General features: G+C 71.5%; 23 protein-coding genes and 2 pseudogenes. 11 read left to right on the top strand and 14 right to left on the bottom strand.

Annotated features, from left to right (window positions below):
* The first annotated feature begins 496 nt into the window (after positions 1-496).
* Positions 497-1,087: an SMI1/KNR4 family protein gene (locus tag ACQEVM_RS22840; RefSeq protein ID WP_433081918.1), complete on the top strand. Its 591-nt coding sequence runs from the start codon at positions 497-499 to the stop codon at positions 1,085-1,087.
* Positions 1,088-1,273: 186 nt separating this feature from the next.
* Positions 1,274-2,319, top strand: a pseudogene (locus ACQEVM_RS22845) (transposase).
* A 55-nt stretch (positions 2,320-2,374) separates the two neighbouring features.
* Here ACQEVM_RS22845 and ACQEVM_RS22850 read toward each other — a convergent pair.
* Together ACQEVM_RS22850 and ACQEVM_RS22855 are read right to left on the bottom strand one after the other, a co-directional pair.
* Positions 2,375-2,707, bottom strand: coding sequence for a hypothetical protein (locus ACQEVM_RS22850; protein WP_433081920.1), 333 nt, complete (start codon positions 2,705-2,707; stop codon positions 2,375-2,377).
* Positions 2,708-2,734: 27 nt separating this feature from the next.
* Positions 2,735-3,226 (bottom strand): annotated as a pseudogene (locus ACQEVM_RS22855) (IS5 family transposase); the annotation flags it as partial.
* Between ACQEVM_RS22855 and ACQEVM_RS22860 the strand changes: the two are divergent.
* From ACQEVM_RS22860 to lnt, 4 genes are all read left to right on the top strand, one after another.
* Entirely contained in the window at positions 3,221-3,703 is a 483-nt protein-coding gene (locus ACQEVM_RS22860) for a transposase (protein ID WP_433081922.1), read from the top strand. The pseudogene ACQEVM_RS22855 and the gene ACQEVM_RS22860 sit on opposite strands and share 6 nt — an antisense overlap.
* Positions 3,704-3,854: 151 nt before the next feature.
* Positions 3,855-4,031 (top strand): hypothetical protein, encoded by a 177-nt coding sequence (locus tag ACQEVM_RS22865; protein ID WP_266951622.1) that lies wholly within the window; start codon positions 3,855-3,857, stop codon positions 4,029-4,031.
* A gap of 69 nt (positions 4,032-4,100) precedes the next feature.
* Complete coding sequence (locus ACQEVM_RS22870) at positions 4,101-4,568, top strand: nuclear transport factor 2 family protein (protein ID WP_433081924.1); 468 nt, start codon at positions 4,101-4,103, stop codon at positions 4,566-4,568.
* 54 nt (positions 4,569-4,622) lie between these two features.
* The gene (lnt, locus tag ACQEVM_RS22875) at positions 4,623-6,167 is read left to right on the top strand and encodes an apolipoprotein N-acyltransferase (protein WP_433081926.1); all 1,545 of its coding nucleotides are present in this window, start codon (positions 4,623-4,625) and stop codon (positions 6,165-6,167) included.
* Here lnt and ACQEVM_RS22880 read toward each other — a convergent pair.
* Positions 6,112-7,017, bottom strand: coding sequence for a Gfo/Idh/MocA family protein (locus tag ACQEVM_RS22880; RefSeq protein ID WP_433081928.1), 906 nt, complete (start codon positions 7,015-7,017; stop codon positions 6,112-6,114). The two genes, lnt and ACQEVM_RS22880, sit on opposite strands and share 56 nt — an antisense overlap.
* 84 nt (positions 7,018-7,101) lie before the next feature.
* Between ACQEVM_RS22880 and ACQEVM_RS22885 the strand changes: the two genes are divergently transcribed.
* Entirely contained in the window at positions 7,102-7,623 is a 522-nt protein-coding gene (locus tag ACQEVM_RS22885; protein ID WP_433081930.1) for a DinB family protein, read from the top strand.
* A 133-nt stretch (positions 7,624-7,756) separates the two neighbouring features.
* Complete coding sequence (locus tag ACQEVM_RS22890) at positions 7,757-8,308, top strand: hypothetical protein (protein ID WP_433081932.1); 552 nt, start codon at positions 7,757-7,759, stop codon at positions 8,306-8,308.
* Positions 8,309-8,361: 53 nt separating this feature from the next.
* Here the strand turns inward: ACQEVM_RS22890 and ACQEVM_RS22895 are convergent, their stop codons facing one another.
* From ACQEVM_RS22895 to ACQEVM_RS22930, 8 genes are all read right to left on the bottom strand, one after another.
* Positions 8,362-8,910, bottom strand: coding sequence for a hypothetical protein (locus tag ACQEVM_RS22895; RefSeq protein WP_433081934.1), 549 nt, complete (start codon positions 8,908-8,910; stop codon positions 8,362-8,364).
* A gap of 97 nt (positions 8,911-9,007) precedes the next feature.
* A complete protein-coding gene (locus ACQEVM_RS22900; protein WP_433085322.1) occupies positions 9,008-9,676 on the bottom strand; it encodes a uracil-DNA glycosylase in 669 nt (222 codons plus the stop codon).
* 112 nt (positions 9,677-9,788) lie between these two features.
* On the bottom strand, positions 9,789-11,372 hold the full coding sequence (locus ACQEVM_RS22905; RefSeq protein WP_433081936.1) for an ABC transporter substrate-binding protein: 1,584 nt from the start codon (positions 11,370-11,372) through the stop codon (positions 9,789-9,791).
* 152 nt (positions 11,373-11,524) lie between these two features.
* Complete coding sequence (locus ACQEVM_RS22910) at positions 11,525-12,286, bottom strand: SDR family oxidoreductase (protein WP_433081938.1); 762 nt, start codon at positions 12,284-12,286, stop codon at positions 11,525-11,527.
* 34 nt (positions 12,287-12,320) lie between these two features.
* Positions 12,321-13,082, bottom strand: a complete 762-nt coding sequence (gene fabG / locus ACQEVM_RS22915) for a 3-oxoacyl-ACP reductase FabG (protein WP_433081940.1) — start codon at positions 13,080-13,082, stop codon at positions 12,321-12,323.
* 174 nt (positions 13,083-13,256) lie between these two features.
* Positions 13,257-13,640, bottom strand: coding sequence for a DUF3037 domain-containing protein (locus ACQEVM_RS22920; protein WP_433081942.1), 384 nt, complete (start codon positions 13,638-13,640; stop codon positions 13,257-13,259).
* Positions 13,637-14,491 carry a HipA family kinase gene (locus tag ACQEVM_RS22925; protein WP_433081944.1) on the bottom strand — a complete coding sequence of 285 codons (855 nt, stop codon included), beginning with the start codon at positions 14,489-14,491 and terminating at the stop codon, positions 13,637-13,639. Before ACQEVM_RS22925 ends, ACQEVM_RS22920 begins: the two co-directional genes overlap by 4 nt.
* A 327-nt stretch (positions 14,492-14,818) precedes the next feature.
* A complete protein-coding gene (locus tag ACQEVM_RS22930) occupies positions 14,819-15,433 on the bottom strand; it encodes a cysteine hydrolase (RefSeq protein WP_433081946.1) in 615 nt (204 codons plus the stop codon).
* 91 nt (positions 15,434-15,524) lie between these two features.
* On the opposite strand from ACQEVM_RS22930, the gene ACQEVM_RS22935 reads away from it, so the two are divergent.
* On the top strand, positions 15,525-15,983 hold the full coding sequence (locus ACQEVM_RS22935; protein ID WP_433085324.1) for a pyridoxamine 5'-phosphate oxidase family protein: 459 nt from the start codon (positions 15,525-15,527) through the stop codon (positions 15,981-15,983).
* A 29-nt stretch (positions 15,984-16,012) separates the two neighbouring features.
* Here the strand turns inward: ACQEVM_RS22935 and ACQEVM_RS22940 are convergent, their stop codons facing one another.
* Entirely contained in the window at positions 16,013-16,912 is a 900-nt protein-coding gene (locus ACQEVM_RS22940; RefSeq protein WP_433081948.1) for a LysR substrate-binding domain-containing protein, read from the bottom strand.
* Positions 16,913-16,985: 73 nt separating this feature from the next.
* On the opposite strand from ACQEVM_RS22940, the gene ACQEVM_RS22945 reads away from it, so the two are divergent.
* The gene (locus ACQEVM_RS22945; RefSeq protein ID WP_433081950.1) at positions 16,986-18,023 is read left to right on the top strand and encodes a DMT family transporter; all 1,038 of its coding nucleotides are present in this window, start codon (positions 16,986-16,988) and stop codon (positions 18,021-18,023) included.
* Between the two features lie 189 nt (positions 18,024-18,212).
* On the opposite strand, the gene ACQEVM_RS22950 is transcribed toward ACQEVM_RS22945, so the two are convergent.
* Positions 18,213-19,544 carry an aminotransferase class I/II-fold pyridoxal phosphate-dependent enzyme gene (locus ACQEVM_RS22950; RefSeq protein WP_433081952.1) on the bottom strand — a complete coding sequence of 444 codons (1,332 nt, stop codon included), beginning with the start codon at positions 19,542-19,544 and terminating at the stop codon, positions 18,213-18,215.
* A gap of 37 nt (positions 19,545-19,581) precedes the next feature.
* Here ACQEVM_RS22950 and ACQEVM_RS22955 point away from each other — a divergent pair, with 37 nt between their 5' ends.
* A complete protein-coding gene (locus tag ACQEVM_RS22955; RefSeq protein ID WP_433081954.1) occupies positions 19,582-20,298 on the top strand; it encodes a pyridoxamine 5'-phosphate oxidase family protein in 717 nt (238 codons plus the stop codon).
* Here the strand turns inward: ACQEVM_RS22955 and ACQEVM_RS22960 are convergent.
* A complete protein-coding gene (locus ACQEVM_RS22960) occupies positions 20,280-21,236 on the bottom strand; it encodes a DMT family transporter (RefSeq protein WP_433081956.1) in 957 nt (318 codons plus the stop codon). The genes ACQEVM_RS22955 and ACQEVM_RS22960 overlap by 19 nt on opposite strands.
* Positions 21,237-21,260: the final 24 nt, after the last annotated feature.

Raw genomic sequence — 21,260 nt, forward strand, 5'->3', positions numbered from 1 at the left:
CAGCGTGTGGTTCAGGCGGTAAGTCTGCCCGTCGACCGCGTGCACAGCACCGGGCGCTACACGAAGCGTACATATCGGCGAATAAGCAACTCTTCCTCACTGCCATCGCCCAGAGGCGAGCCGGAGCCAGGACGCCGTGCAGACCTTGGCATCTCCCCGCCCTCAAGGCCGGGGATTCCATGCTTCCCATGGGTGCTTCAGGTGCAGGCGACGGAGCGGGCGGCATCCCGCGACACAGCAGCAGACGTGGCGGCGAGCACGGGGGCGGTGACCCACCGGATAGCCACCGTCGGCTCGTACCGGGGTACCGGCCGCAAGTCCGACTGCTGTACAGGAACGGCGGCAGACGTGGCGGCCTCGGCGGCGACGGCCTGGTCACACGGCCAGATGTGCCTCAGCTTGTTCTTTATCTTCCAGCCCCGTCCAGGTAGATGAGAAGCATCCGTAGCCTGCACCTCTCAGCCTGCTGCTGACCGCGGATGAGATGCTTCAGCTCATGATTGAGCCGCCTCGGATCGGCATCACGCCGGTGATTCCTCCCGTCGCCACCTCCTGGCAGCGCATCGACACATGGCTGGGCCGGCATGCGCCCGCTCGACTGGCAGAGCTTGCTGCTCCGGCTTCGCCGCATGCCGTCGACCAGCTCGAAGTCGCGTTGGGCGTAGCTCTCCCCACCGACCTGCGCGCGTCACTGCTGTGCCACAACGGGGAGTCATCCCATCTCGGCATATTGCCGTGCGGCCCTCTCTACTCCACGGACGCGATCGCCGACGTGAGACAGAGACGCATGAAGATCTGGGAGGGCGAGGACGACCCCGACGAGGAGGAGACTCCTTGGTGGGGAACGCAGGGGATTCCCTTCGCCGGCGGCGATGGCGATGAGCACTTCATCGACGCGGGCCCGGGCTTGTGGCATGACCATGTCGGTAGCGCCCCGCACGCCGACCATGCCTACTTCGTGGGGTGGCCGAGCCTTGGAACCTGGCTCCACGAGGTGGCCGAGGCCATGGAACACCACGATCGGACCGACCGGCTCGACTCCGTCGCTCATCCCTCTGTAGACGAGGACGGAAAGATCGACTGGTGAGAGGGACGCGCTGTTGAGTCCGGTGGGTCGTACTCGCCTCGGCATGTTTGGACCGATGTGGCATCCGGCATCGAACGACGGCTCGCACTAGAGCGCTCACCTGCGCATTCGCCGGACACGGGGGCGACATTCGTCTGATCACGTGCTCCGACCAAGGTGCACGTGACCAAGACGAAGGCCGTGAGGCTGAGTCTGCTGCCTGATGCTGTCCGGAGGGAAGCGTTCGCGGAAGCGTCACGCTTCCGGGCCGAGTTCTACAAGTGTCTGACCGCCCGGCGTGACGAACTGTTCGAGCTGACAGACGCGCTGCTGTGCGTCGACCGACCGGTGGACCTGACGCTGGTGCCCGAGCACCGTCGTGGGCACGGGGCGCTGTACGGAGCCCTCAAGCACGGCCGAATCGACGTCGACAGGGCTGCGGTCCCTTCTGGCCGACATGCCGCTGCCGCGCTTCGACGACGGTCGTCTGGTGCTGGCGGTCGACGTGCCGCCGTGGCTGCGGTCCGACGCGCCGTGCTCGGCGGACCGGCCGTTCTGCCATGTCTACGGGCGGGCGAAGTCCGCGGCGCAGTTCATCCCGGGCTGGCCCTACTCCTTCGTCGCCGTCCTGGAGCCGGGCGCCACGTCGTGGACCGGGATCCTGGACGTGGTCCGGCTCGGGCCCGAGGGCGACGCGACTGCGGTCACCGCCGTCGAGGGCACCCCGATCCGGTTGAAAGTCGAGCACCTCTCGAAGGAACGAGAGGCCCCGCCGGTGTGGTTGTGGTCCTCCAAGACCGGAGCCGTCCCGGTAGACGTGGACCTGTGCTGGCAGGTGTTCCTCGCTCGGCTGGACCACCCCGAAAGTCCGTACTCCCGAGGCGGCAGACCGCTGGACCTGGCTCCTGGTCGTCGCCCACACCCAGCTCCGACTCGCCCGGCCGCTGGCCACCGATCTCCGGCGGCCCTGGGAGAAACCGGCCAAGCCTGAACGCCTCACCCCGGCCCGGGTCCGCCGCGGGTTCAGGAACATCCGCGCCCACCTGCTCTGCCCGGCCCGTGTTCCTCAACCGACCGGAACCGGGCCCGGACGACCCCTCGGCTCAAAGAACCGACGGCCCGCCACCCGCTACGACGTCGACAAAACCGTCAAACGCCCCGAGACCCTCAAAGCCATCGGCAGACCTGGAAGATCTTGGTACATCTTGGTAGATAAAGAACAAGCTCAGTACCTGTGTCTGAGCCGTCCATGACATGTGGGAGGGGCTGATGGGCAACGGAAGTCCCGTGGGGCGGCTAGGCCGTGTTCTAGGTAGCGCGGGTGGCCAGCCATGTAGTGAGGCCCGCGATGCGGTCGCTGCTGCTCTCGATGGTGACGTCGTGCTCGCGGCGGGTGGTGTCACGGCGGACGATCTCGTATCCGCCCTCGTCAAGGACGGCGACGGAGGCGAACCAGGCGGGATTGCCCTCGTCGGGGATGACGACGAAGGTGTTGTCGCCGTCGTTCAGGTCGGTGATCAGCATGAACAGGGCGTCCTCGGACGGGTCGTCGATGTGGTCACCGTTCTCGCTGTCGGCGCAGTAGTACTGGGCGGCCACTGTTCCCCCCTGAACGAGCTGCTGAATGCCGATAGTCGGCATGGCATGGCCAGGTCGGCGGCCGGTGGTTCACAGCCACTGCTGGACCGCCGCCAGCTGGACGGTGGCCTCGAAGCGGACGGCGAGCAGTCGTATCGAGTCGCCACCGCCCGGTGCTGCTTGAGCCGGCTGATCCCGCACTCGACCGCGTGGCGGGCCTTGTAGTCCTCCCGGTCGAAGGCCGGCGGGCGGACCCCGTCACGACCGCGGCGCTTGCGGTTTCGGATCTGATCAGCCGGCTCGGCGATGGTGCACCGGATTCCGCGTCTGCGCAGGTAGGAACGGTTGGCGCGCGAGGAGTACGCCTTGTCGCCCCTCACCCGCAGCGGCTTGTGCCTGGGTCGGCCACCACCCGGCTCGGGAACCCGGATCGCTTCGAGGACCGGCTCGAACTGCGGGCTGTCACCCCGCTGCCCCGCTGCGACCAGCAGTGACCAGCAGTGACCAGCAGTGACAGCCTTGCTCGCACGCCAGATGAATCTTCGTGGTTAACCCACCCCTTGACCGGCCCAGCCCGTGATCGTCCGGCTCGGTGCCAACCCGTACCTCAAGCGTTGGGGGCTGGCCTTCCAGCGTCCTGACAAGCGGGCGGTAGAGCAGGACGCGGAAGCGGTCCGCGTCTGGCACGAGGAGACCTGGGTCATGTGCCGCTTCCTCACCCGGATCGTCGGGCACTTCGACCGGAAGGTCCACCTGATCTTCGACCGGCACTCGGCCCACCGCTCGAAGACCGTCCAGGCCTGGCTCGCCGGCCGCACGGACGAGATCGAGGTGCACTTCCTGCCCTCGTACTCACCCGAGCTGAACCCCGACGAGCCGGTCAACGCCGACCTCAAACGCAGCCTGCCCCACACCCACCGGGCCAGGAACCAGGTTGAACTCGCCGCCGAAACCCTCAGGTTCTTCCACAGACGCCGGCGTCAACCACACATCGTCCGCTGCTACTTCGGCGGCCCACACGTCCGCTACGTCCTGGACGAGAACCCTTTGAGTTTCTGAATCAATAGCTGTGGTAGGTGGCGGGGCGGCATCGTAGCGCACGGCGCGCTCACCGCTTCGCGTGAACCGGAGGCCGTTCGGGAACGTTCCCGGGCGGCCTCCGCGTCGTTGTGCCTGAAGGACCTGAAGGCAAGCAAGCAGGGGGTGTCCCATGGGTCGTGTGGTGTTGGAGCGTTTTCCGGCCGGAAGTCCGCGGGGAAGCTGGCCCGCCGAGGAGTACGCGGCGCAGCGATTGCGCGAGGGCGTGCCGGCCGAGGTGGTGATGGACCTGGACAGTGACGCGTTCCTGGTCGTGGTCCGACCGCGGGAGGCTCATTCCGGTCATTGATCGCGAGTGTGGGGGCCCGGTCCGCGCACGCCCCTTGGCCTCGCGGGCGTGCGCCCCCAGACTGTCCCGATGACGCAGCGCGTGGACCTCGGGACGTTGATGGACCGGCTGGCCATCGACGAGGTGGTGTCGGAGTACGCGGCAGCCGTCGACGACGGTGACTGGGACGCCTACCGCGCCCTGTTCACACCGACCGGGCGGGCCGACTACAGCTCGGCCGGCGGGGTGGAGGGGCCCGCCGGCGAGGTGGCCGAATGGCTCGCGCAGACGATGCTGCTGTTCCCGGTGCGCCAGCACCTGATCGTCAACCGGCTGATCCGGCTGGAGGACCTGGGCGGTTCGCCCGGGGACTCCGCGGAGGTGCGGGCGGACTTCCTCAACCCGATGCGACTGGCCGGGGAGGAGTTCGACGGGACGGTGACCTCCCCCAATTTCGTCGCCGCCGGGCGGTACGCGTTCGCGCTGGCCCGGACCGCGGACGGCTGGCGGCTCGCCTCGGTCACCGTGCACGAGAAGTGGCGGCACATGCCCGCGTAGCCCTGGCCGGGCTGATCCGGCCCGGCCGTTCCACACTGGAGGCGGAGGCGCGTCATGATCTCGAGGTCGAACCGGTGGTGGCGGGCGGCGGCAGCCGTCGCCGCCGGAGCGCTGCCCGCCCTCGCCTTCCCCTCGCCCGGCCTCTGGTGGTTCGCCTACGTCGCCCTCGTGCCCTGGATGCTGTTGCTCAGGTCTGCCCCCAGCGGACGGCGCGCGGCCCTGGAGGGGTGGCTCGGCGGCGCCGGGTTCATCTTCGCCGTGCACCACTGGCTGCTGCCGAGCATGCACGTGTTCCTGGTCGCGGTGGCCGCGCTGCTGGGGTTGCTGTGGATCCCCTGGGCACTGTTGGTGCGGGAACTGCTCGGCGGGGTGCCGGCCGCCGGTCGTGCGGTGGCCGCGCTGGTCCTGGTACCGGCGGGTTGGCTGCTGTCGGAGTTGGTCCGATCCTGGCAGGGCTTGGGCGGGCCGTGGGGGCTGCTCGGGGCGAGTCAGTGGCAGGTGCCGCCGGCGCTCGTGCTGGCTTCCCTGGGCGGGGTGTGGCTGGTGAGCCTGCTGGTGGTGGCGGTGAACTGTGCGCTGGTGCTGTTGCTCGCGGTGCCCGGGGCGCGGGTCCCGGCGGTGGCCGGGGTGACCGGCTGTGCGGTGCTGACCGGGGTGGCGTGGCTGTGGGTACCGCGCCCGGAGGCGGCCGGCGTGCTGCGCGTGGCCGTGGTCCAGCCGGGGGTCGTCGCGGACGGGCCGGACAGCGCCGAGCGCCGGTTCGACGTCGGGGAGCAGCTGACCCGGACCCTGGCGGGTCAACGCCCCGACCTGGTGGTGTGGGGCGAGAGCAGCGTCGGCGCGGATCTGGAGGCCCGCCCGGACCTGGAGCGGCGGTTGACGGCGCTGTCCGCCGAGGTGGGGGCTCCTTTGCTGGTGAACGTGGACGCGCGGCGGGGTGACAGTGCCGGGATCCGCAAGAGTTCCGTGCTGATCGGGCCCCAGGGTCCGACCGGCGACCGGTACGACAAGATGCGGCTGGTTCCCTTCGGCGAGTACGTACCCGCCCGGGCGCTGTTCGGCTGGGCGACCTCGGTGGGCAAGGCGGCGGGCGAGGACCGGGTGCGGGGCGACTCCCCCGTGCTGATGCCGCTGCCGGGCCGGCCCGCGCTGCTGATCGGTCCGCTGGTCTGTTTCGAGTCCGCGTTCCCCGACATGAGTCGGCACCTGACGCGTGGCGGGGCGGCCCTGCTCGTCGCGCAGTCCGCGACGTCCAGCTTCCAGGACAGCTGGGCCCCGGCCCAGCACGCCTCGCTCGCCGCCCTGCGCGCCGCCGAGACCGGCCGCCCGGTGGTGCACGCCACCCTCACCGGCATCAGCGAGGTGCACGGCCCGGCCGGTGAGCGGGTCGGCCCGTCCCTGGCCACCTCGGAGAGCACCGCCCACGTGTACGCCGTGCCGCTGGCCACCGGCTCGACGCTCTACGTCCGCTTCGGGGACTGGCCGGTGGGCGCTGCCCTCGCCGCCCTGGCCGCGTTCTGCGCGGCCCGGTGGAGGCCCTCGATCAGGAAGCCTGCTCCAGAGCCGAGCGCACCACCCGTTCACACAGCTCGTGGGTGAGGAGGGCGTCCCGGGCGCTCAGCGTCGTGCCCGCCTCGACGGCTTCCAGGAAGGCGTCCACCACCTGTTCGATGCCCCGCTGGCGGGCGACCGGCACCCAGTCGCCGCGCCTGCGCACGGTCGGCTGGCCCTTGTGGTCGACGATCTCGGCGAGGTTGACGACCTGCCGCTTGGTGTCCTGTCCGGAGACCTCCAGGGTCTCCTCGGTGGACCCCGACAGCCGGTTCATGATGCCGAGGGCGGTGAACCCGTCGCCGGACATCTGGAGCACCACCTGATGCATGAGCCCCTCGCGGACCACGGCCCGGACGTCGACGTGGTCGGCGTCCCCGGGCAGCAGGAACCGCAGGGTGTCGACGACGTGGATGAAGTCGTCCAGGACCAGCGTCCTCGGGTCCTCGGGCAGCCCGACCCTGTTCTTCTGCATGACGATCAACTCGCGCGGGTGGTCGACGCACTGCGCGTACCCGGGAGCGTGGCGCCGGTTGAAGCCCACGGCGAGGGAGATCCCGCGCTCCTCGGCCAGTTCCACCAGTCGCCGCGAGTCCTCGAACTCGTAGGCCAGGGGCTTGTCCACGTAGGTGGGCACGCCCGCCTCCAGCAGACGCGCCACGATCTGCGGGTGGGCCTCGGTCGGCGCGTGCACGAAGGCCGCGTCGAGTCCCGCGGCGAGCAGTGCGTCGAGCGTGGTGTGCCGGCGCTCGGCCGGGACGTGGTGGATCGCGCCGATCCGCTCCAGCGTGGCGGGGGTGCGGGTCTGCAGGTGCAGCTCCACTCCCGGACGGGCGGTGAGGACGGGCAGGTACGCCTTGCGGGCGATGTCGCCGAGTCCGATGACGCCAACCTTCACCGGGAGCCTCCAGGTTCGTTCCTTGTGGGACGCTCGCAGCTTAATCCCTGGTGACAGGGGCTGCGGTCGCTGAGGATGGGGCACATGACCAACTCCGGATCCCACCGCCCCGAACCCTCCACCACCGCGAACGAGCGGGACATGTTGGACGGCTGGCTCGACTACCACCGCTCCACGTTGGCCTGGAAGTGCGAGGGACTCGGGGACGAGCAACTGCGCCGCAGCGCGCTCGCGCCGTCCGAACTGAGCCTGTTGGGCCTCGTCCGGCACATGGCCGAGGTCGAACGCTACTGGTTCCGCGAGATCATGCACGGCGAGGAGCTCCCCGACCTGTACTCGACGCCGGACGACGTGGACGGCGACTTCCGGTTCACCGCCGAGGACACCTGGAGCGAGTCCGAGCGGGTGTGGCAGACCGAGATCGAGCTGGCCCGGCAGTCCGTGCAGGGTTGTTCCCTGGACCTGGTCTCTCGACCCGAGAGCCACCGCCGGGGCGAGGTGTTCAGCCTGCGCTGGGTGTACACCCACATGATCGAGGAGTACGCCCGCCACAACGGTCATGCGGACCTGCTGCGCGAGCACATCGACGGCGCCACGGGCGAGTAGCGGACCCGGTCTCGACCCGGATCGCGCTCCGGCCGTCAACTGGCGGCGCACCGGCGGGCGGCCGTCACCCGTGCGGGGGCAATATCGCCCCAGGGTTTTCGCAACCGGGTCCTCGCACAGCAGAGTTGCGCGCGTGCATCCAACCCGAACCACGACGAAACTGCTGCTCGGAGTGGCCTGTGCCGTCTCGGCTGTCTCCGGCTGCGTGAATGTGACCCCGGCTCCGGCGCACCCCGCCGCGGTGCCCCCCGCCGGGTTGCCGCCGCGGTACGAGCCGCGCGGCGGGCCGGGAGCCCTCCCGGTGGTCGTCCAGGCGCCCGCCCTGGAGGCGCTGCGGGCGGTCCCGCGTGAGCCGGGGCATCCGGCGGCTTCGACCGCTTCGACGACCGGCAGCCGGGGCGAGGCGCCGAGCGCGCCGCGTACGCCCGCGGAGCCCGGGCGGGCCGCGCCGCCGGTCCCGGACATCCCTGAGCCCCGCCGGCGGGGCGAGCATCCCCCGGGGCACGCCGATGGCCGTCCGGGGGACCGGCCGCACCGCCCCCGGCCCGACGCGAAGGCGCCGCGGGAGCTGATGCGGGAGTTGCCGGTGCGCCCGGCGGACGTGTGCGCCATGGGCCGTCGCCACGGGCGCTGGCACCCCGACAGCCCGGAGGCCCGGATCTGCGCGGGCGTCCAGGGCGGCTGAGGCCCTCCCGTACGGCCTCCGCGGCCCGTGGACGCCTCCCGGGCCCCGGAAGCCTACGGAGACTGCTCCGGGAAGGTTCGGGGCCGCTCGCCCGGCTCCGTCGCGAGCCGCAGCTCCAGCCGGGCGATGGCGGCCCGGACCCGGTCGCCGTACCCGTCGTCGGCGAGCGCGCCGGTGGCCGCCCGGGCCCGGGCGAGGTGGGCCCGGGCCGCCTCGGGTCGACGCAGTTTCACGTAGTCGGCGGCCAGGTTGAGGTGCAGCGACGGGTAGAACACCCGGACCGCCGGATGTGCATCGCGGGCACCGCGCGGGGACCGGGCGCCGGGTGGGCCCGCGGTCGGCCCGTCGGCGGGGGTCGGCCCGTCGGCGGCGGTCAGTGCCCGCAGGTCCCAGGCCAGTTCGTCGGCGGGATCGTCCTGCGCGTCGGCCATGTAGTGGGCGAGGGTGCACCGGTGGAGCGGGGGGCCCGCCTCGCCGATCTCGGACCAGATCTTCCCCAGGCGATTGCGGGCCTCCTCGCGGTCCCCGGCGTGCAGCAGGATCACGGCCTGGCCGATCCTGGTCATGACGGCGTCCTCGGACGCCTCCTGCTGCTCCGTCAACGCGGCCTCCGGCTGGCTCCGCCAGACCTGCTCTCCGGTCTGATCGTCACGACGCTAACCGCATGCACCGCCTGCGACGCCCAGGCGGGGTGTGGCGTCAGCCAAGGTCCGGGATACGCCAGTCGATCGGCTCATGCCCCTGGGCGGCGACGGCTTCGTTGATCTGCGTGAAGGGGCGGGACCCGAAGAACTTCTTGGCCGACAGCGGCGAGGGGTGGGCGCCCTTGACGATCACGTGCCGGTCCTCGTCGATCAGCGGGATCTTCTTCTGGGCGTACGCGCCCCAGAGCACGAAGACGACCGGGTCGGGACGCGCGGAGACGGCCTTGATCACCGCGTCGGTGAACTTCTCCCACCCCTTGCCCTTGTGCGAGTTGGGCTCGGCCTCGCGGACGGTGAGCACCGCGTTGAGCAGCAGGACGCCCTGCTCGGCCCACGGCATCAGGTACCCGTTGTCCGGGACGGGGAGGCCGAGCTCCTCCTTCATCTCCTTGTAGATGTTGCGCAGCGAGGGCGGGGTCTTGACCCCGGGCCGCACGGAGAAGCACAGGCCGTGCCCCTGGCCGGCGCCGTGGTAGGGGTCCTGGCCCAGGACCAGGACCTTCACCTTGTCGAACGGCGTGGCCTCCAGGGCCGCGAGGACCTGGTCGCGGGGCGGGTAGACCGGCCCGTTCGCCCGCTCCTTCTCGACGAACTCGACGAGCTCTTTGAAGTAGGGCTGGTCCAGCTCCCCGCCGACAGCGGGGAGCCAGGACTCGGGCAGCATCTGGGTCACGTCTACAACCTCCGGTACGGGATCGTGCAACTGCGTGGTGCAACTGCCCAGAACCTACCGGGAGCCACTGACAACGCGTCGTCCGCCTGCCCGCCCGAAGCCGCTACCAGCTGGTCTTGCGGAACAGCTCCCACATCTGCATGACGGTCTGCGGGTCGAGGGCCCGTTCGGCGCCGGCGATGTCCTCGCGCGCGCCGACGTACAGCTTGCCCTGCCACAGCGGCAGCAGCCGGACGTCCTGGGCGAAGATCTGCTGGGCTTCCTCGAACTCCTTGACGCCGGCGCCCCGGTCGCTCTCGCGGCGGGACTTGGGCAGCAGATCGTTCAGGATGGGAGCGGACTCGTACGGGGTGCCGACCGCGTTCTGCTTGCCGACGAACGGGGCGATGAAGTTGTCCGGGTCCGGGAAGTCGGGGAACCAACCTCGGCCGAAGACCGGGTAGTCGCCCTTCTTGTATCCGGCCTGGAAGGCCTTCCAGGGCTGACCCCGCAGGTTGATCTTGAAGAGGTCGCTCTCCTCCAGCTGCCGCTTGATCTCGGTGAACTCCTCGGCCGTGGAGGGGCCGTACCGGTCGGTCGTGTACCAGAAGGTCAGCTCGACCTTCTGGGTGATCCCGGCCTCCCGGAGGATCTTCTTCGCCTTCTCGACGTCCGAGTGGCCGTAGAGGTCGTAGAACGGCGTCCGGTGGGCGACGGTGCCCTTGGGGACCATCGAGTACAGCGGCTCGGCCGTGCCCTGGTAGACCTTGGCCACGAGCGCGCCGCGGTCGATGACCTGGGCGATGGCCTGGCGCACCGGCAGCTTGGCGACCTGCGGGTCCTTGGGGTTGAAGACGAGGTAGCGGATCTCGGCGCCGACGTTCTCGACGACCTGGATGCCGGCCTCGTGGGACGCGGGCGTCTGCAGGTCCTTGACCTCCGCGGCGGACAGGCCTCGGTAGGTGGCGTCGATCTCCTTGGCCTTGAGGGCCGCGACCATCTTCTTGGAGTCCGCGAAATAGCGGATGGTCACCGCGTCGTTGCGACGGGTCGCGAAGCCCGAGTAGCTCGCGTTGCCGCTGAGGACCGCTTCACTGCCCTCGGTGTACGAGTCGAGGACGTAGGGGCCGGAGCCGATCGTCTTGCCCTCCTCGCGCACCTTGTCCGCCGGGTACTCCTTGGGCGGGACGAGCGAGGCGGCCGGCGAGCCGAGGACGTACGGGAAGGTCGCGTCCGGGGTGTTCAGGTGGAAGACGACCGTCGTCGCGTCCGGGGTCTCGATCTTGTCCAGGCTGCCGAAGAGGTCCTTCGGACCGACCTGGGAGTTGATCGTCCGGATCCGGTCGAGGGAGTGCTTGACCGCCTTGGAGTCCAGCGGTTCCCCGTTGGAGAACTTGAGGCCCTTTTTCAGGGTGCAGCGGTAGGACTCGCTGCGGGAGTCGGTGAACTCACAGGCCTGGGCGGCGTCCGGTTGGGGCTTGGTGGAGCCCGTGGGGAACGCCAAGAGCGTCTGGTAGATGTTCCGGTACAGCTCCCAGGAGCCGTCCCATGCCGCGGCGGGGTCGAGGGTGCTCGGCTGGCTCATCGTACCGACGACTATCCGCTTCTTGTCGTCGCCGCTGTCGTCGGAAAGCAGACCGCATCCGGCGAGCAGGGATATGGACGCAAGGGCCGCAGTGATCTGCAGGCATCTGGTCCGGTTGAACACTTGCACGCTCCTCGATCAGCCAGGGGTGCGGCAGACCCTACCGCAGTGCCTCACAAATCCAATGGGCAGGTTTCGTGAGGCACTTGACCGATTACGTGCGCTTTAGGTACGCATTTGCCTCCTCCTGGGAGGCAAATGCGTCCGGTTATCGGTCAGTGCACCCCGGCATTGAGGAACATTCCCCCGTCGACGACCAGAGTTTGTCCCGTGATCCATTCCGCTTGTGCAGATGTAAGAAAGGCCGCGGCGCCCCCGATGTCCTCCGGGACCCCGAGTCGGCCGAGCGGATAGGCCGCCGCGGCCTCCTGCTCACGACCTTCGTAGAGCGCCTGCGCGAACTTGGTCTTCACCACCGCGGGGGCGATGGCGTTGACCCGCACGCCCGGCGCCATCTCGTGCGCGAGCTGGAGGGTGAGGTTGACCATCGCGGCCTTGCTCATTCCGTACGCGCCGATGAAGGGGGAGGCGGAGACGCCGGCGATGGAGGCGATGTTCACGATCGCCCCGCCGTTGTCCTTCTGCCAGGCGCGCCAGGTCCGCTGCGCGAAACCGAGCGCCGAGATCACGTTCGTCTCGAAGACCTTGCGCGCGACGCCCAGGTCCAGGTCCGCGATCGGCCCGAAGACCGGGTTGGTGCCGGCGTTGTTGATCAGGAAGTCGACCCGCCCGAAGGCCTCCATCGTCCGCTCCACGGCGATGGCCTGGTGGGCCTCGTCGTGCGCCTTCCCCGCGACGCCGAGCACCCGGTCCGCCCCGAGCCGCTCGACGGCCTCCTTGAGGGTGTCCTCGTTGCGCCCGGTGATGCACACCCGGTCGCCCCGGGCGACCAGTGCCTCCGCGATGCCGTAGCCGATGCCCCGGCTCGCCCCGGTGATGAGTGCGACCTTGCCGCTGTCGTTGCCGCTGTACGTCATGCCGTACGCCCTGCCTCTCGTTCGTCGCCGCGCGTCAGTTGAGCGGGCCGCCGGCCACGTACAGGACCTGCCCGGAGACGAAGCCGGCGGCGTCGCCCGTGAAGAAGGCGATCGCGTTGGCGATGTCGTCCGGGTTGCCGACGCGCTGCACCGGGATCTGGGTGGCGGCGGCGGCCTGGAAGTCCTCGAAGCCCATGCCGACCCGGGCGGCCGTCTGCGCGGTCATCTCGGTGGCGATGAAACCGGGCGCGACGGCGTTGGCGGTCACGCCGAACTTCCCGAGCTCGATGGCCAGGGTCTTGGTGAAGCCCTGCAGACCAGCCTTCGCGGCGGAGTAGTTGGCCTGGCCGCGGTTGCCGAGGGCGGAGCTGCTGGAGAGGTTCACGACGCGGCCGAACCCGGCCTCGACCATGTACTTCTGACAGGCCCGGGCCATCAGGAAGGCGCCCCGCAGGTGCACGTTCATGACCGTGTCCCAGTCGGTGGCGCTCATCTTGAAGAGCAGGTTGTCGCGGAGCACGCCCGCGTTGTTGACCAGGATGGTCGGAGCGCCGAGCGTGCTCGCCACGCGCTCGACGGCCGCCTCCACCTGCGCGCTGTCGGAGACGTCGCAGCCGATGGCGACGGCCCTGCCGCCGGCCGCCGTGATCGCCTCGACGGTGTCCTTGCAGGCCGCCTCGTCCAGGTCGAGTACGGCGACCGCACGGCCTTCGGCGGCCAGGCGTACGGCGGTGGCCGCGCCGATGCCCCGGGCCGCCCCGGTCACGATCGCGACGCGCTGCTCGGTGGTGGACATGCTGGATCTCCTCGCGCTTGGAATCCTCGGTGCGCCGACGCGGCCCCTCGTGGGTGAGCAACCGCTTAGTAGCTTCGGCTGGACAGACGCTAGGAGCCCTGGCACCCGGTGTCAACGGCACCGGCCCGCGGGGCTCCCCGGGTCGTGCGCCGATCCTCGGAGGGTCCGCCGCGCTCAGCGCACCAGCAGCTCCAGCAGCCGTTCCACCTCGGCCTCCGGGTCGGCCGTCAGGCCGGTGTGCACCGGGCCCGGCTGCACCACGGTGCTGCGCGGCGCGATCAGCCAGCGGAACCTGCGGCCGGGCTCGTCGCCCGCCGCCTGACCGGCCGACTCGCCGCCCGCGCACAGCCCCTCGACCCCGAGCAGCGCAGCCCGTACACCGATCACGTCGGCCCCGGGGTCGAGGGCGAGCAGCTTGCCCTCGTCGAGGTGGATGCGCGCGGCGACGTAGGAGTGCGCCCGGCAGTAGACGATCACGCCGGCGTTGAAACACTCGCCGCGCTCCATCCGGGGCACCACACGCACCAGCGCGTACTCGAACACGTCCCGCTTGATCACTCGCTGTCGCTCTTCTTCTCGTCGGGCTCGGTCTTGGCGCGCGGCGGCGCGAGGCGCTCGGCCAGCCACCCGGGCGGACCCGACCTCGGCCGAACCTCGGCCTTCATGGTGATCCTCTCGTGGATGCCGGCCGCGCGCGGCAGCAACGCGTCCACATAGGCGCGTCGCACGGCGTCCGTGGAGTCGAACCCGGGCTCGTCGACCAGCCACTCGTCCGGCACGTCGGCGGTCACCTCGGCGAGCAGCTCCCTCGTCACCAGCGGCGCGAGCTCCGCGGCGGCGGCCGCGATGTCGGGTCCGACGGGGGCCAGGACGTGGTCGGAGGCGTTGTAGGGCTTGGCGGCGGCGGCCGCCGCGGTCGGCCAGTTGTGCTGCCAGATCATGGTGGCGCCGTGGTCGATGAGCCACAGGTCGCCGTGCCAGACGAGAAGGTTCGGGTTGCGCCAGGAACGGTCGACATTGTTGATCAGGGCGTCGAACCAGACCACGCGTCCGGCCTCGACGGGGTCCACCTGGTACGCGAGCGGGTCGAAGCCGATCGAACCGGGCAGGTAGTCCATCCCGAGGTTCAATCCGCCGCTGGCCTTCAGCAGCTCCTGAACCTCTTGGTCGGGCTCGCCGAGCCCGATGACGGGGTCGAGTTGCATCTGCACCAGCCGCGGGACCCGCAGGCCCAGCCGCTGGGCCAGTCGGCCGCAGACGACCTCGGCGACCAGGGTCTTGCGCCCCTGGCCGGCCCCGGTGAACTTCATGACGTAGGTGCCGAGATCGTCGGCCTCGACGATCCCCGGCAGCGAGCCGCCCTCACGCAGGGGCGTGACGTAACGGGTCGCGATCACTTCTGTGAGCATTTTCCCAGGCTAACGGGCGGCGGCAGTCAGTCCGCCCTGACGGGTGCGACGACCAGCGGCCCCGAGGGTGCGTCATGGGACACGCGCGTGCCGAGGTCAGCGGCATGGGGCCGGACGGTTCGATCGGCGCGGGACGGCTCGTCGTTGCACCTGCCGAGTCGGCACCGACGCCCTTCCCGGCGGCGCGTGTCTCCGGTGGGGGCCTCGAAGCCGAACGCGATGCGTCGCGCTGCCCGAACCCCCCGTCGGGGTGCGGCCTGCGGGGCCGTACCCGGACCCGGGCCTGCGTGACGTGGGCGCCGGGGGCGTCCGCCGAGGTTGCGGGGGTCAGCGCGGCCCGGCCCACCCGTCGAGCAACTCCCGCGTCGTGGTGATGGTGGCGACCAGTGCCAGTGCGTTGCGGATCACTTCGGCGGTGTACGCCGCGGGTACCCCGGTGATCGCATCGGACGGGACCACCACCCGGTAGCCGAGGTTCACCGCGTCGAAGACGGTGTTGGGGATCGCGATGTTCGAGGAGACACCGGTGACGACGAGGGTGCGGACACCGAGGTTGCGCAGCAGGGGGTCCAGATCCGTACCGGCCATCGGGGAGAGGCCGTGGAGCCGGCGCACGACCAGGTCCCGCTCGGCCACCACGATGGGGGCGGCGACCTCGACCGCGCGACTCCCGCTGAGTTGACGCACCGGGAGCTTCCCTGCGGCCCGGAACAGCCGCGCGTTGGCGTTGGCGCCGAGTCCGTCCGCCCGCCGCTCCGCGACGGCGTGCAGCACCTGTACGCCCGCTCCCCGGGCGGCGTCGACCAGCGCGGCCACCCGGTCCAGCATCCCCGAGTCGCGGGCCTCCTTGGCCAGCTCGGGCAGGGCGCTCTCCTCGCCGACGACGCCGTTCTGGCATTCGACGGTGAGCAGGGCGGTGGTGGCGGGATCGAGTTCCGGCATGGCTCCCCCTGGCGTGACGGCCGAAGAGCCCGCATGATTCCTGACACACAGTCAGATGTGAAGGGGCGCGGGACGGATGGACGAGGCACGCGTGGATCGGACGCAACGGCGGGGCCGCCGCATCATGATGACCGACGAGGAGGTGGACGCCTTCCTGCGCGAGCAGCGCACCTGCCGGGTGGCCACCGTCTCCCCGGACGGACGCCCCCACGTGGGGGCCCTGTGGTTCGCGTGGGACGGGAGTTCCCTGTGGCTTTACTCGATCACGCGCAGCCGCCGCTGGTCCGACCTGCGCAAGGACCCTCGGATCTCGGTGGTCGTGGACGCGGGCGAGGCGTACGACGAACTGCGCGGGGTCGAACTGTCCGGCAGCGCGGTCTTCGTCGGCGAGGCCCCCCGCACGGGAGAGCCGTGCCCGGAACTGGCGGAAGCCGAACGCCTCTTCCCGGTGAAGAACTTCGGGATCGACGAGATGCCGCACGACGGGCGCCACGCCTGGATCCGACTCACCCCGGAGTCGATCGTCTCGTGGGACTTCCGCAAGCTCTAGAACCGTGCTCCGGGCCGCACGCGGCGGCCCTACAGCGTCGAGGCGGTCGCCTTGAGGGCGTCGACGGCGGCCCGGACGGAGGGCCGCCGGTCGGCGTCCGCCCGCCAGACGACGTACACGTGCCGGCGGACGGCGTCGCTCACCGGCAGCAGTCGCACCCCGGACGGGACGGGCCCACGTCCCAGCCGGGGGGTCACGCACACGCCCAGTCCCGCTTCGACGAAGGCCAGTTGGGTGTGGTGCTCCTCGGCGATGTGCGCGATGCGGGGCTCGATGCCGATGCCGCGCAGGGTGAACACCAGCCACTCGTGACAGAACTGGCCCTCATTCCAGGAGATCCACTCCTCGTCGGCGAAGTCGGCCAGTGACACCAGGGAGCGCCCCGCGTGCCGGTGACCGGCCGGCACCGCGATGTCGACGGAGTCCTCCAGCAGATGGCAGCGGGTGAGTTCGACGGGCACCGGCATCCGCTTGTTGTGCCAGTCGATGGCCAGGGCCAGGTCGAGATCGCCGCGCACCACCGCGGCCATGCTCTCCCCCGGCTCCTGCTCCCGCACCCGGGTGCGGAGATCGGGATGCCCGGTGCGCAGCGCCGTCAGCGCCCCGGGCAACAGTCCGCGCATGGCGGTGGGGAAGGCGGCGATCTGCAACTCCCCCACCGCGCAACCACGTTGGGCCTCCACGTCGGCCTGTGCGAGTTCCACCTGGGAGAGGATCCGGGCCGCGTGGTCGGCGAGCAGACGCCCGGCGTCGGTCAGCCGGACTCCGCGCCCGTTCTTGGCCAGCAGCGGCTGGCCCACCTCCCGCTCCAACTTGGCCATCTGCTGGGAGACCGCGGAGGTGGTGACGTGCAGCCCGTCCGCCGCGCCGCCGACCGAGCCGTGGCGGGCGAAGGCGTCGAGGGTGCGCAGGCGCTCCAGGTTCAACATGTAAGCAATGCTACGACGAGAGCGCCACATATTCTCGCTTGTTCTAATGCGTCGGACGCCACAGAGTAAACCCATGAGCGCACCCACCGCCCCGAGACCGACAACCGAGGCCCTCCCCGATCCCCAGCCGACCGCCGCCGCCGCTGCGACCGTCACCACACCGCCCGTCCCTCGCCGGGCCGGCCTCGACTGGCGGATCCGTTTCGCCGTCCTCTCGGTGATCTGGGGCTTCAGCTTCCTGCTGATCAAGGTGGGAACGGAGGCCTACGCCCCGTTCCAGGTCGCTCTCGGTCGGGTCGCCTTCGGCGCCCTCGCGCTGCTCACGGTCCTGTTGCTGCGCCGTGAGCGGCTGCCCCGGGGTCGGCGGACCTGGGCCCACCTGACGGTGGCGGCGCTCCTGCTCAACACCGCGCCGTTCTCGCTCTTCGCGTACGCCGAGCTGAGCATCCCCTCCAGCCTGGCCGGCATCTGCAACGCGACCTCCCCCCTGTGGGGCATGGCCCTTTCCCTGGTCGCCCTGTCCGAGGACCGCCCCACCCGCCGCCGGTTCGCCGGCCTTGGTCTCGGCTTCCTCGGCGTGCTCACCGTCCTCGGAGCCTGGCAGGGCTTCTCGGGGGTCGACGCCAGGGGCACCGCGCTCGCCCTGCTGGCCTCGCTGTGCTACCCCATCGGCTGGATCTACGTCCGCCGCACCCTGGCCGGCACGCCCGGCTCGCCGGTGGCCCTGACCGGCGCGCAGCTCGGCATCTCGACGGTTCAACTGCTGCTGGTCAGCGCCCTGTTCACCTCGGCGCCGCACTCCTTCCCGCTCTGGCCGACCCTGTCGGTGATCGCCCTGGGCGCCCTCGGCACGGGATTGGCCCTGCAGATGCAGTACGGACTCGTGACGGAGGTCGGCCCGACCACCGCACAGATGGTCACCTACTTCATCCCCGTCATCGCCACCACGGCGGGCGTCCTGGTCCTGGGCGAGCAGCTCCACTGGAACACCCCGGTCGGCGCGGCGATCGTCCTGGCCGGCGCGGCCCTCACCCAGACCCGCCCCCCGAAGCCCACCACCTCGGCCCCCGCCGTCTCCGACCCCGCCCCATCCAGCCCCGCAGGCGTTTGAGGCGCGGGGGTCCGGGTGCGGAGCCCCCGGCAAGGCGGGTCCGGGTGCGGAGCCCCCGGCAACGGCGCCGCACCCGCCCACCAGCCGGACGTCGCAACAGCGGGGCCGGGCCGACCACCGCCCCGGCCCCCGCTTGACCCGGCCCGCACACCCACCGATCCCACCGCGGAGCACCCCCACGCCGGGGCCTCAACCGAAGCGCCCTCCCACCGCCGGCCGCACCCCGTCGGCCACCGCGTCCGCGAGCCCCGCCACCTCCTGCGCCCCGAGCCCGGACACGGTGATCCGCACCCCGGGCCCGCTGTCCACCCGGAACCGTGCCCCCGGCGCCACCGCCCAGCCCGCACCCAGCAGCCGCGCCACCGCTCCCGTCTCGTCGGCGACCGGCACCCACACGTTCATCCCGCTGCGCCCGTACGCCCGCACCCCGCGCCGCTCCAGGGCCGCGACGAGCCCGTCCCGCCGTTCCCCGTACGACCGCGCCACCGCTGCCGCGTCCACCGCGCCCGTGGTCCACAGTTCGACCACCGCGTACTGGAGCAGCCGGCTCACCCAACCCGGCCCCAGGCGCTGCCGCCCGCGCACCCGGTCCATCGTGACCGTGTCTCCCGTCAGCACCGCGAGTCGCAGGTCCGGCCCGTAGGCCTTGGCGGTGGACCGGACCAGCGCCCAGTGTCGGGTGACCCCGCCCAGGCTCTGCAACGGCAGGTCCACGATCCCGTGTCCGTGGTCGTCGTCGAGGACCAGCACCTCCGGGTGCCGGGCCAGCGACTCCCGCAGCTCCCCGGCCCGGCGCGCGCTCACCACCGCGCCCGTCGGGTTCTGCGCCCTGGCCGTGACCACCAGCGCCCGCGCCCCGTCCGCCAGGGCCCGCGCCACCGCCTCCGGCCGCGGCCCCTCGTCGTCCACGGCGACCGGCAGCACCCGCAGCCCCAGCGCGGGCGCCAGGTCCAGCACGCTCCCCCAGCCCGGGTCCTCCACGGCCACGGCGTCGCCGGGGCGCAGGTGGGCGGCCAGTACGCGTTCGATGCCGTCGAGGGCCCCCGAGGTGAGCCCGACGGGCCCGGCCGGCACCCCGTCGGCGTCGAAGCCGGCGCGGGCGAGGGCCGCCAACTCCGGGGCGACCGGGTCGGCTCCGTACAGGGTGGGCGTCCGCGCGTACCGTCGGGCGGCGGCGGCCAGGGCCCCGTCCAGCGAGGGCAGCAGCGAGACGTCCGGGTTGCCCGAGGCGACGTCGCGCACGCCGGGCGGGATGTCCATCCGCAGCGCGTCGCGGGGCGCGCTCGCCGGCCGCGACCTGACGCGGCTGCCGCGCCGGCCGTCCGTCTCGATGACCCCGCGCTCGCGCAGGGTCCGGTAGGCGGCGGCCACGGTGTTCGGGTTCACCCCGAGCACTCCGGCCAGCTCCCGCATCGGCGGCAACAGCGCTCCCGGGGCGAGCGCGCCCGATCCGATCCCCGCTTCGACACTGGCCGCGATGTCCGATGCGCGACGCCCTGCGATCCGATAGTCTCCTAGCACAAACCACAGTATGCACTAGTGCAACGGAGTTCGCACCATGACCGCCACGCCCGCCACCGAGCCGACCACGCCGACCACCGCGCAGCCGGCCGCGCGGACGACCTCCGCGTACGAACCCACCGACCGCACCGTCCCGACCCGTTCCCGGGACCGGGCACGCTACGACCGCGAGACCGTGCACGCGATACTCGACCAGGCCTTCGTCTGCCACCTCGGCTTCGTGCGCGACGGCGCGCCGGTGGTCCTGCCGACGCTGTTCGGCCGGATCGGCGAGGCCCTGTACCTCCACGGCTCGACCGGGTCCCGCCCCCTGCTCGCGGCGGGCAGGACCGATCCGGGCCTGCCGGTCTGCGTGACCGTGACGCACGTCGACGGCCTGGTGCTGGCCCGGTCGGCCTTCCACCACTCCCTGAACTACCGCTCGGTGGTCATCCACGGCACCGCCCACCAGGTCACCGACGAGCAGGAGTGCCGGACGGCGCTCGACGCCCTCGTCGACCAGGTCGTGCCCGGCCGGTCCGCCGACTGCCGGCCCCCCACGGCCAGGGAACTCGCGGCGACCGCCGTGATCCGACTGGACCTGACCGAGGTGTCCGCCAAGCTGCGCACGGGCGGGCCGAGCGACGACGCCGAGGACCTGGGCCTGCCCTTCTGGTCGGGCGTGGTCCCGGTCGCCCCGACGTACGGGACGCCGATCCCGGCCGCCGACCTGTCCCCCGGCGTCGCCGTCCCGGACTACCTCGCCGCGCTCTGAGCCACCGGGGCGGGCCTGGCCACCGGCCCGCCCGCCGGCCTCCGCGCCTCGGCGAAGATCAGCGCCCCGACGGCCGTCAGCAGCAGGACGGTGCCGAGGATCACGGCGCCGGTCAGCCGTTCTCCGAGCAGCAGGACGGCGATCACCGCCGCGCTCACCGGCTCGATCAGCATGATCACCGACACCGTGGCGGCCCGTACCGCGGCGGCGCCGTGGAAGTAGAGCGCGTACGCCAGGGCCGTCGGCACGGTGGCCACGTACACGAGCAGCCAGAGCACCCGCCCGAGTTCGGCGGTGTGCGGAAGCAGGCCCTCCACCGCGGCGAGCGGCAGCAGGCACACCGTGCCCACCGCCACCGACCACGCCGTGGTGACCAGCGGGTCCCCGCCGGCCCCGCGCTGCCCCAGCAGGCGGGCCCGCAGGGTCATGGCGGCGTAACCGGCGGCCGACAACAGCGCCCAGCCGACGCCGATCGGCCGCACCTCGCCGCCACCGCTGCCCAGTACCAGCACCGCCAGCCCGGCCAGCGCCCCGCCGACGGCGACGATCCCGCCGCGTCCGAGCCGCTCGCCCATCCAGTACCGGGCGCCGACGGTGATCAGGACGGGCCCCGCCCCCAGGGTGACCACGGTCCCGACGGCCAGACCGGTCTCACGCACCGCGGCGAAGTACGCGGCCTGGAACAAGGTGAACATCAGCCCGGTGGCGATCAGCGAGCCGGCCGAGGGCCGCGGGAGGGCGGCAGCGGGGCGACGGACCGCGAGGACGGCGAGCAGGACCGCCAATCCGCCCGCGCACCGCCAGAACGACAGGGCCAGCGGTCCGAGGTCACTGGCGAGGAACAACAGCGAGGCGGCCGCCCCGGCGGTTCCCCAGGCGGCTCCGGCGACGACGAGGGAGAGGAGACTGCGCCCGGTAGCGGGCGAATGGTTCGACACGTGTGACTCCGCGCATGCGTGAAG

This window comes from Streptomyces sp. CA-243310 (assembly GCF_050936775.1).
Taxonomy (GTDB): domain Bacteria; phylum Actinomycetota; class Actinomycetes; order Streptomycetales; family Streptomycetaceae; genus Streptomyces.

What these genes read in the sequence shown, in the direction of transcription:
- ACQEVM_RS22840 (WP_433081918.1), top strand. Translation starts at nt 497, where the DNA reads ATGATTGAGCCGCCTCGGATCGGCATCACGCCGGTGATTCCTCCCGTC.
- ACQEVM_RS22850 (WP_433081920.1), bottom strand. Translation starts at nt 2,707, where the DNA reads ATGCCGACTATCGGCATTCAGCAGCTCGTTCAGGGGGGAACAGTGGCC.
- ACQEVM_RS22865 (WP_266951622.1), top strand. Translation starts at nt 3,855, where the DNA reads ATGGGTCGTGTGGTGTTGGAGCGTTTTCCGGCCGGAAGTCCGCGGGGA.
- ACQEVM_RS22870 (WP_433081924.1), top strand. Translation starts at nt 4,101, where the DNA reads ATGACGCAGCGCGTGGACCTCGGGACGTTGATGGACCGGCTGGCCATC.
- lnt (WP_433081926.1), top strand. Translation starts at nt 4,623, where the DNA reads ATGATCTCGAGGTCGAACCGGTGGTGGCGGGCGGCGGCAGCCGTCGCC.
- ACQEVM_RS22885 (WP_433081930.1), top strand. Translation starts at nt 7,102, where the DNA reads ATGACCAACTCCGGATCCCACCGCCCCGAACCCTCCACCACCGCGAAC.
- ACQEVM_RS22900 (WP_433085322.1), bottom strand. Translation starts at nt 9,676, where the DNA reads ATGCTGCCCGAGTCCTGGCTCCCCGCTGTCGGCGGGGAGCTGGACCAG.
- ACQEVM_RS22910 (WP_433081938.1), bottom strand. Translation starts at nt 12,286, where the DNA reads ATGACGTACAGCGGCAACGACAGCGGCAAGGTCGCACTCATCACCGGG.
- fabG (WP_433081940.1), bottom strand. Translation starts at nt 13,082, where the DNA reads ATGTCCACCACCGAGCAGCGCGTCGCGATCGTGACCGGGGCGGCCCGG.
- ACQEVM_RS22925 (WP_433081944.1), bottom strand. Translation starts at nt 14,491, where the DNA reads ATGCTCACAGAAGTGATCGCGACCCGTTACGTCACGCCCCTGCGTGAG.
- ACQEVM_RS22930 (WP_433081946.1), bottom strand. Translation starts at nt 15,433, where the DNA reads ATGCCGGAACTCGATCCCGCCACCACCGCCCTGCTCACCGTCGAATGC.
- ACQEVM_RS22940 (WP_433081948.1), bottom strand. Translation starts at nt 16,912, where the DNA reads ATGTTGAACCTGGAGCGCCTGCGCACCCTCGACGCCTTCGCCCGCCAC.
- ACQEVM_RS22945 (WP_433081950.1), top strand. Translation starts at nt 16,986, where the DNA reads ATGAGCGCACCCACCGCCCCGAGACCGACAACCGAGGCCCTCCCCGAT.
- ACQEVM_RS22955 (WP_433081954.1), top strand. Translation starts at nt 19,582, where the DNA reads ATGACCGCCACGCCCGCCACCGAGCCGACCACGCCGACCACCGCGCAG.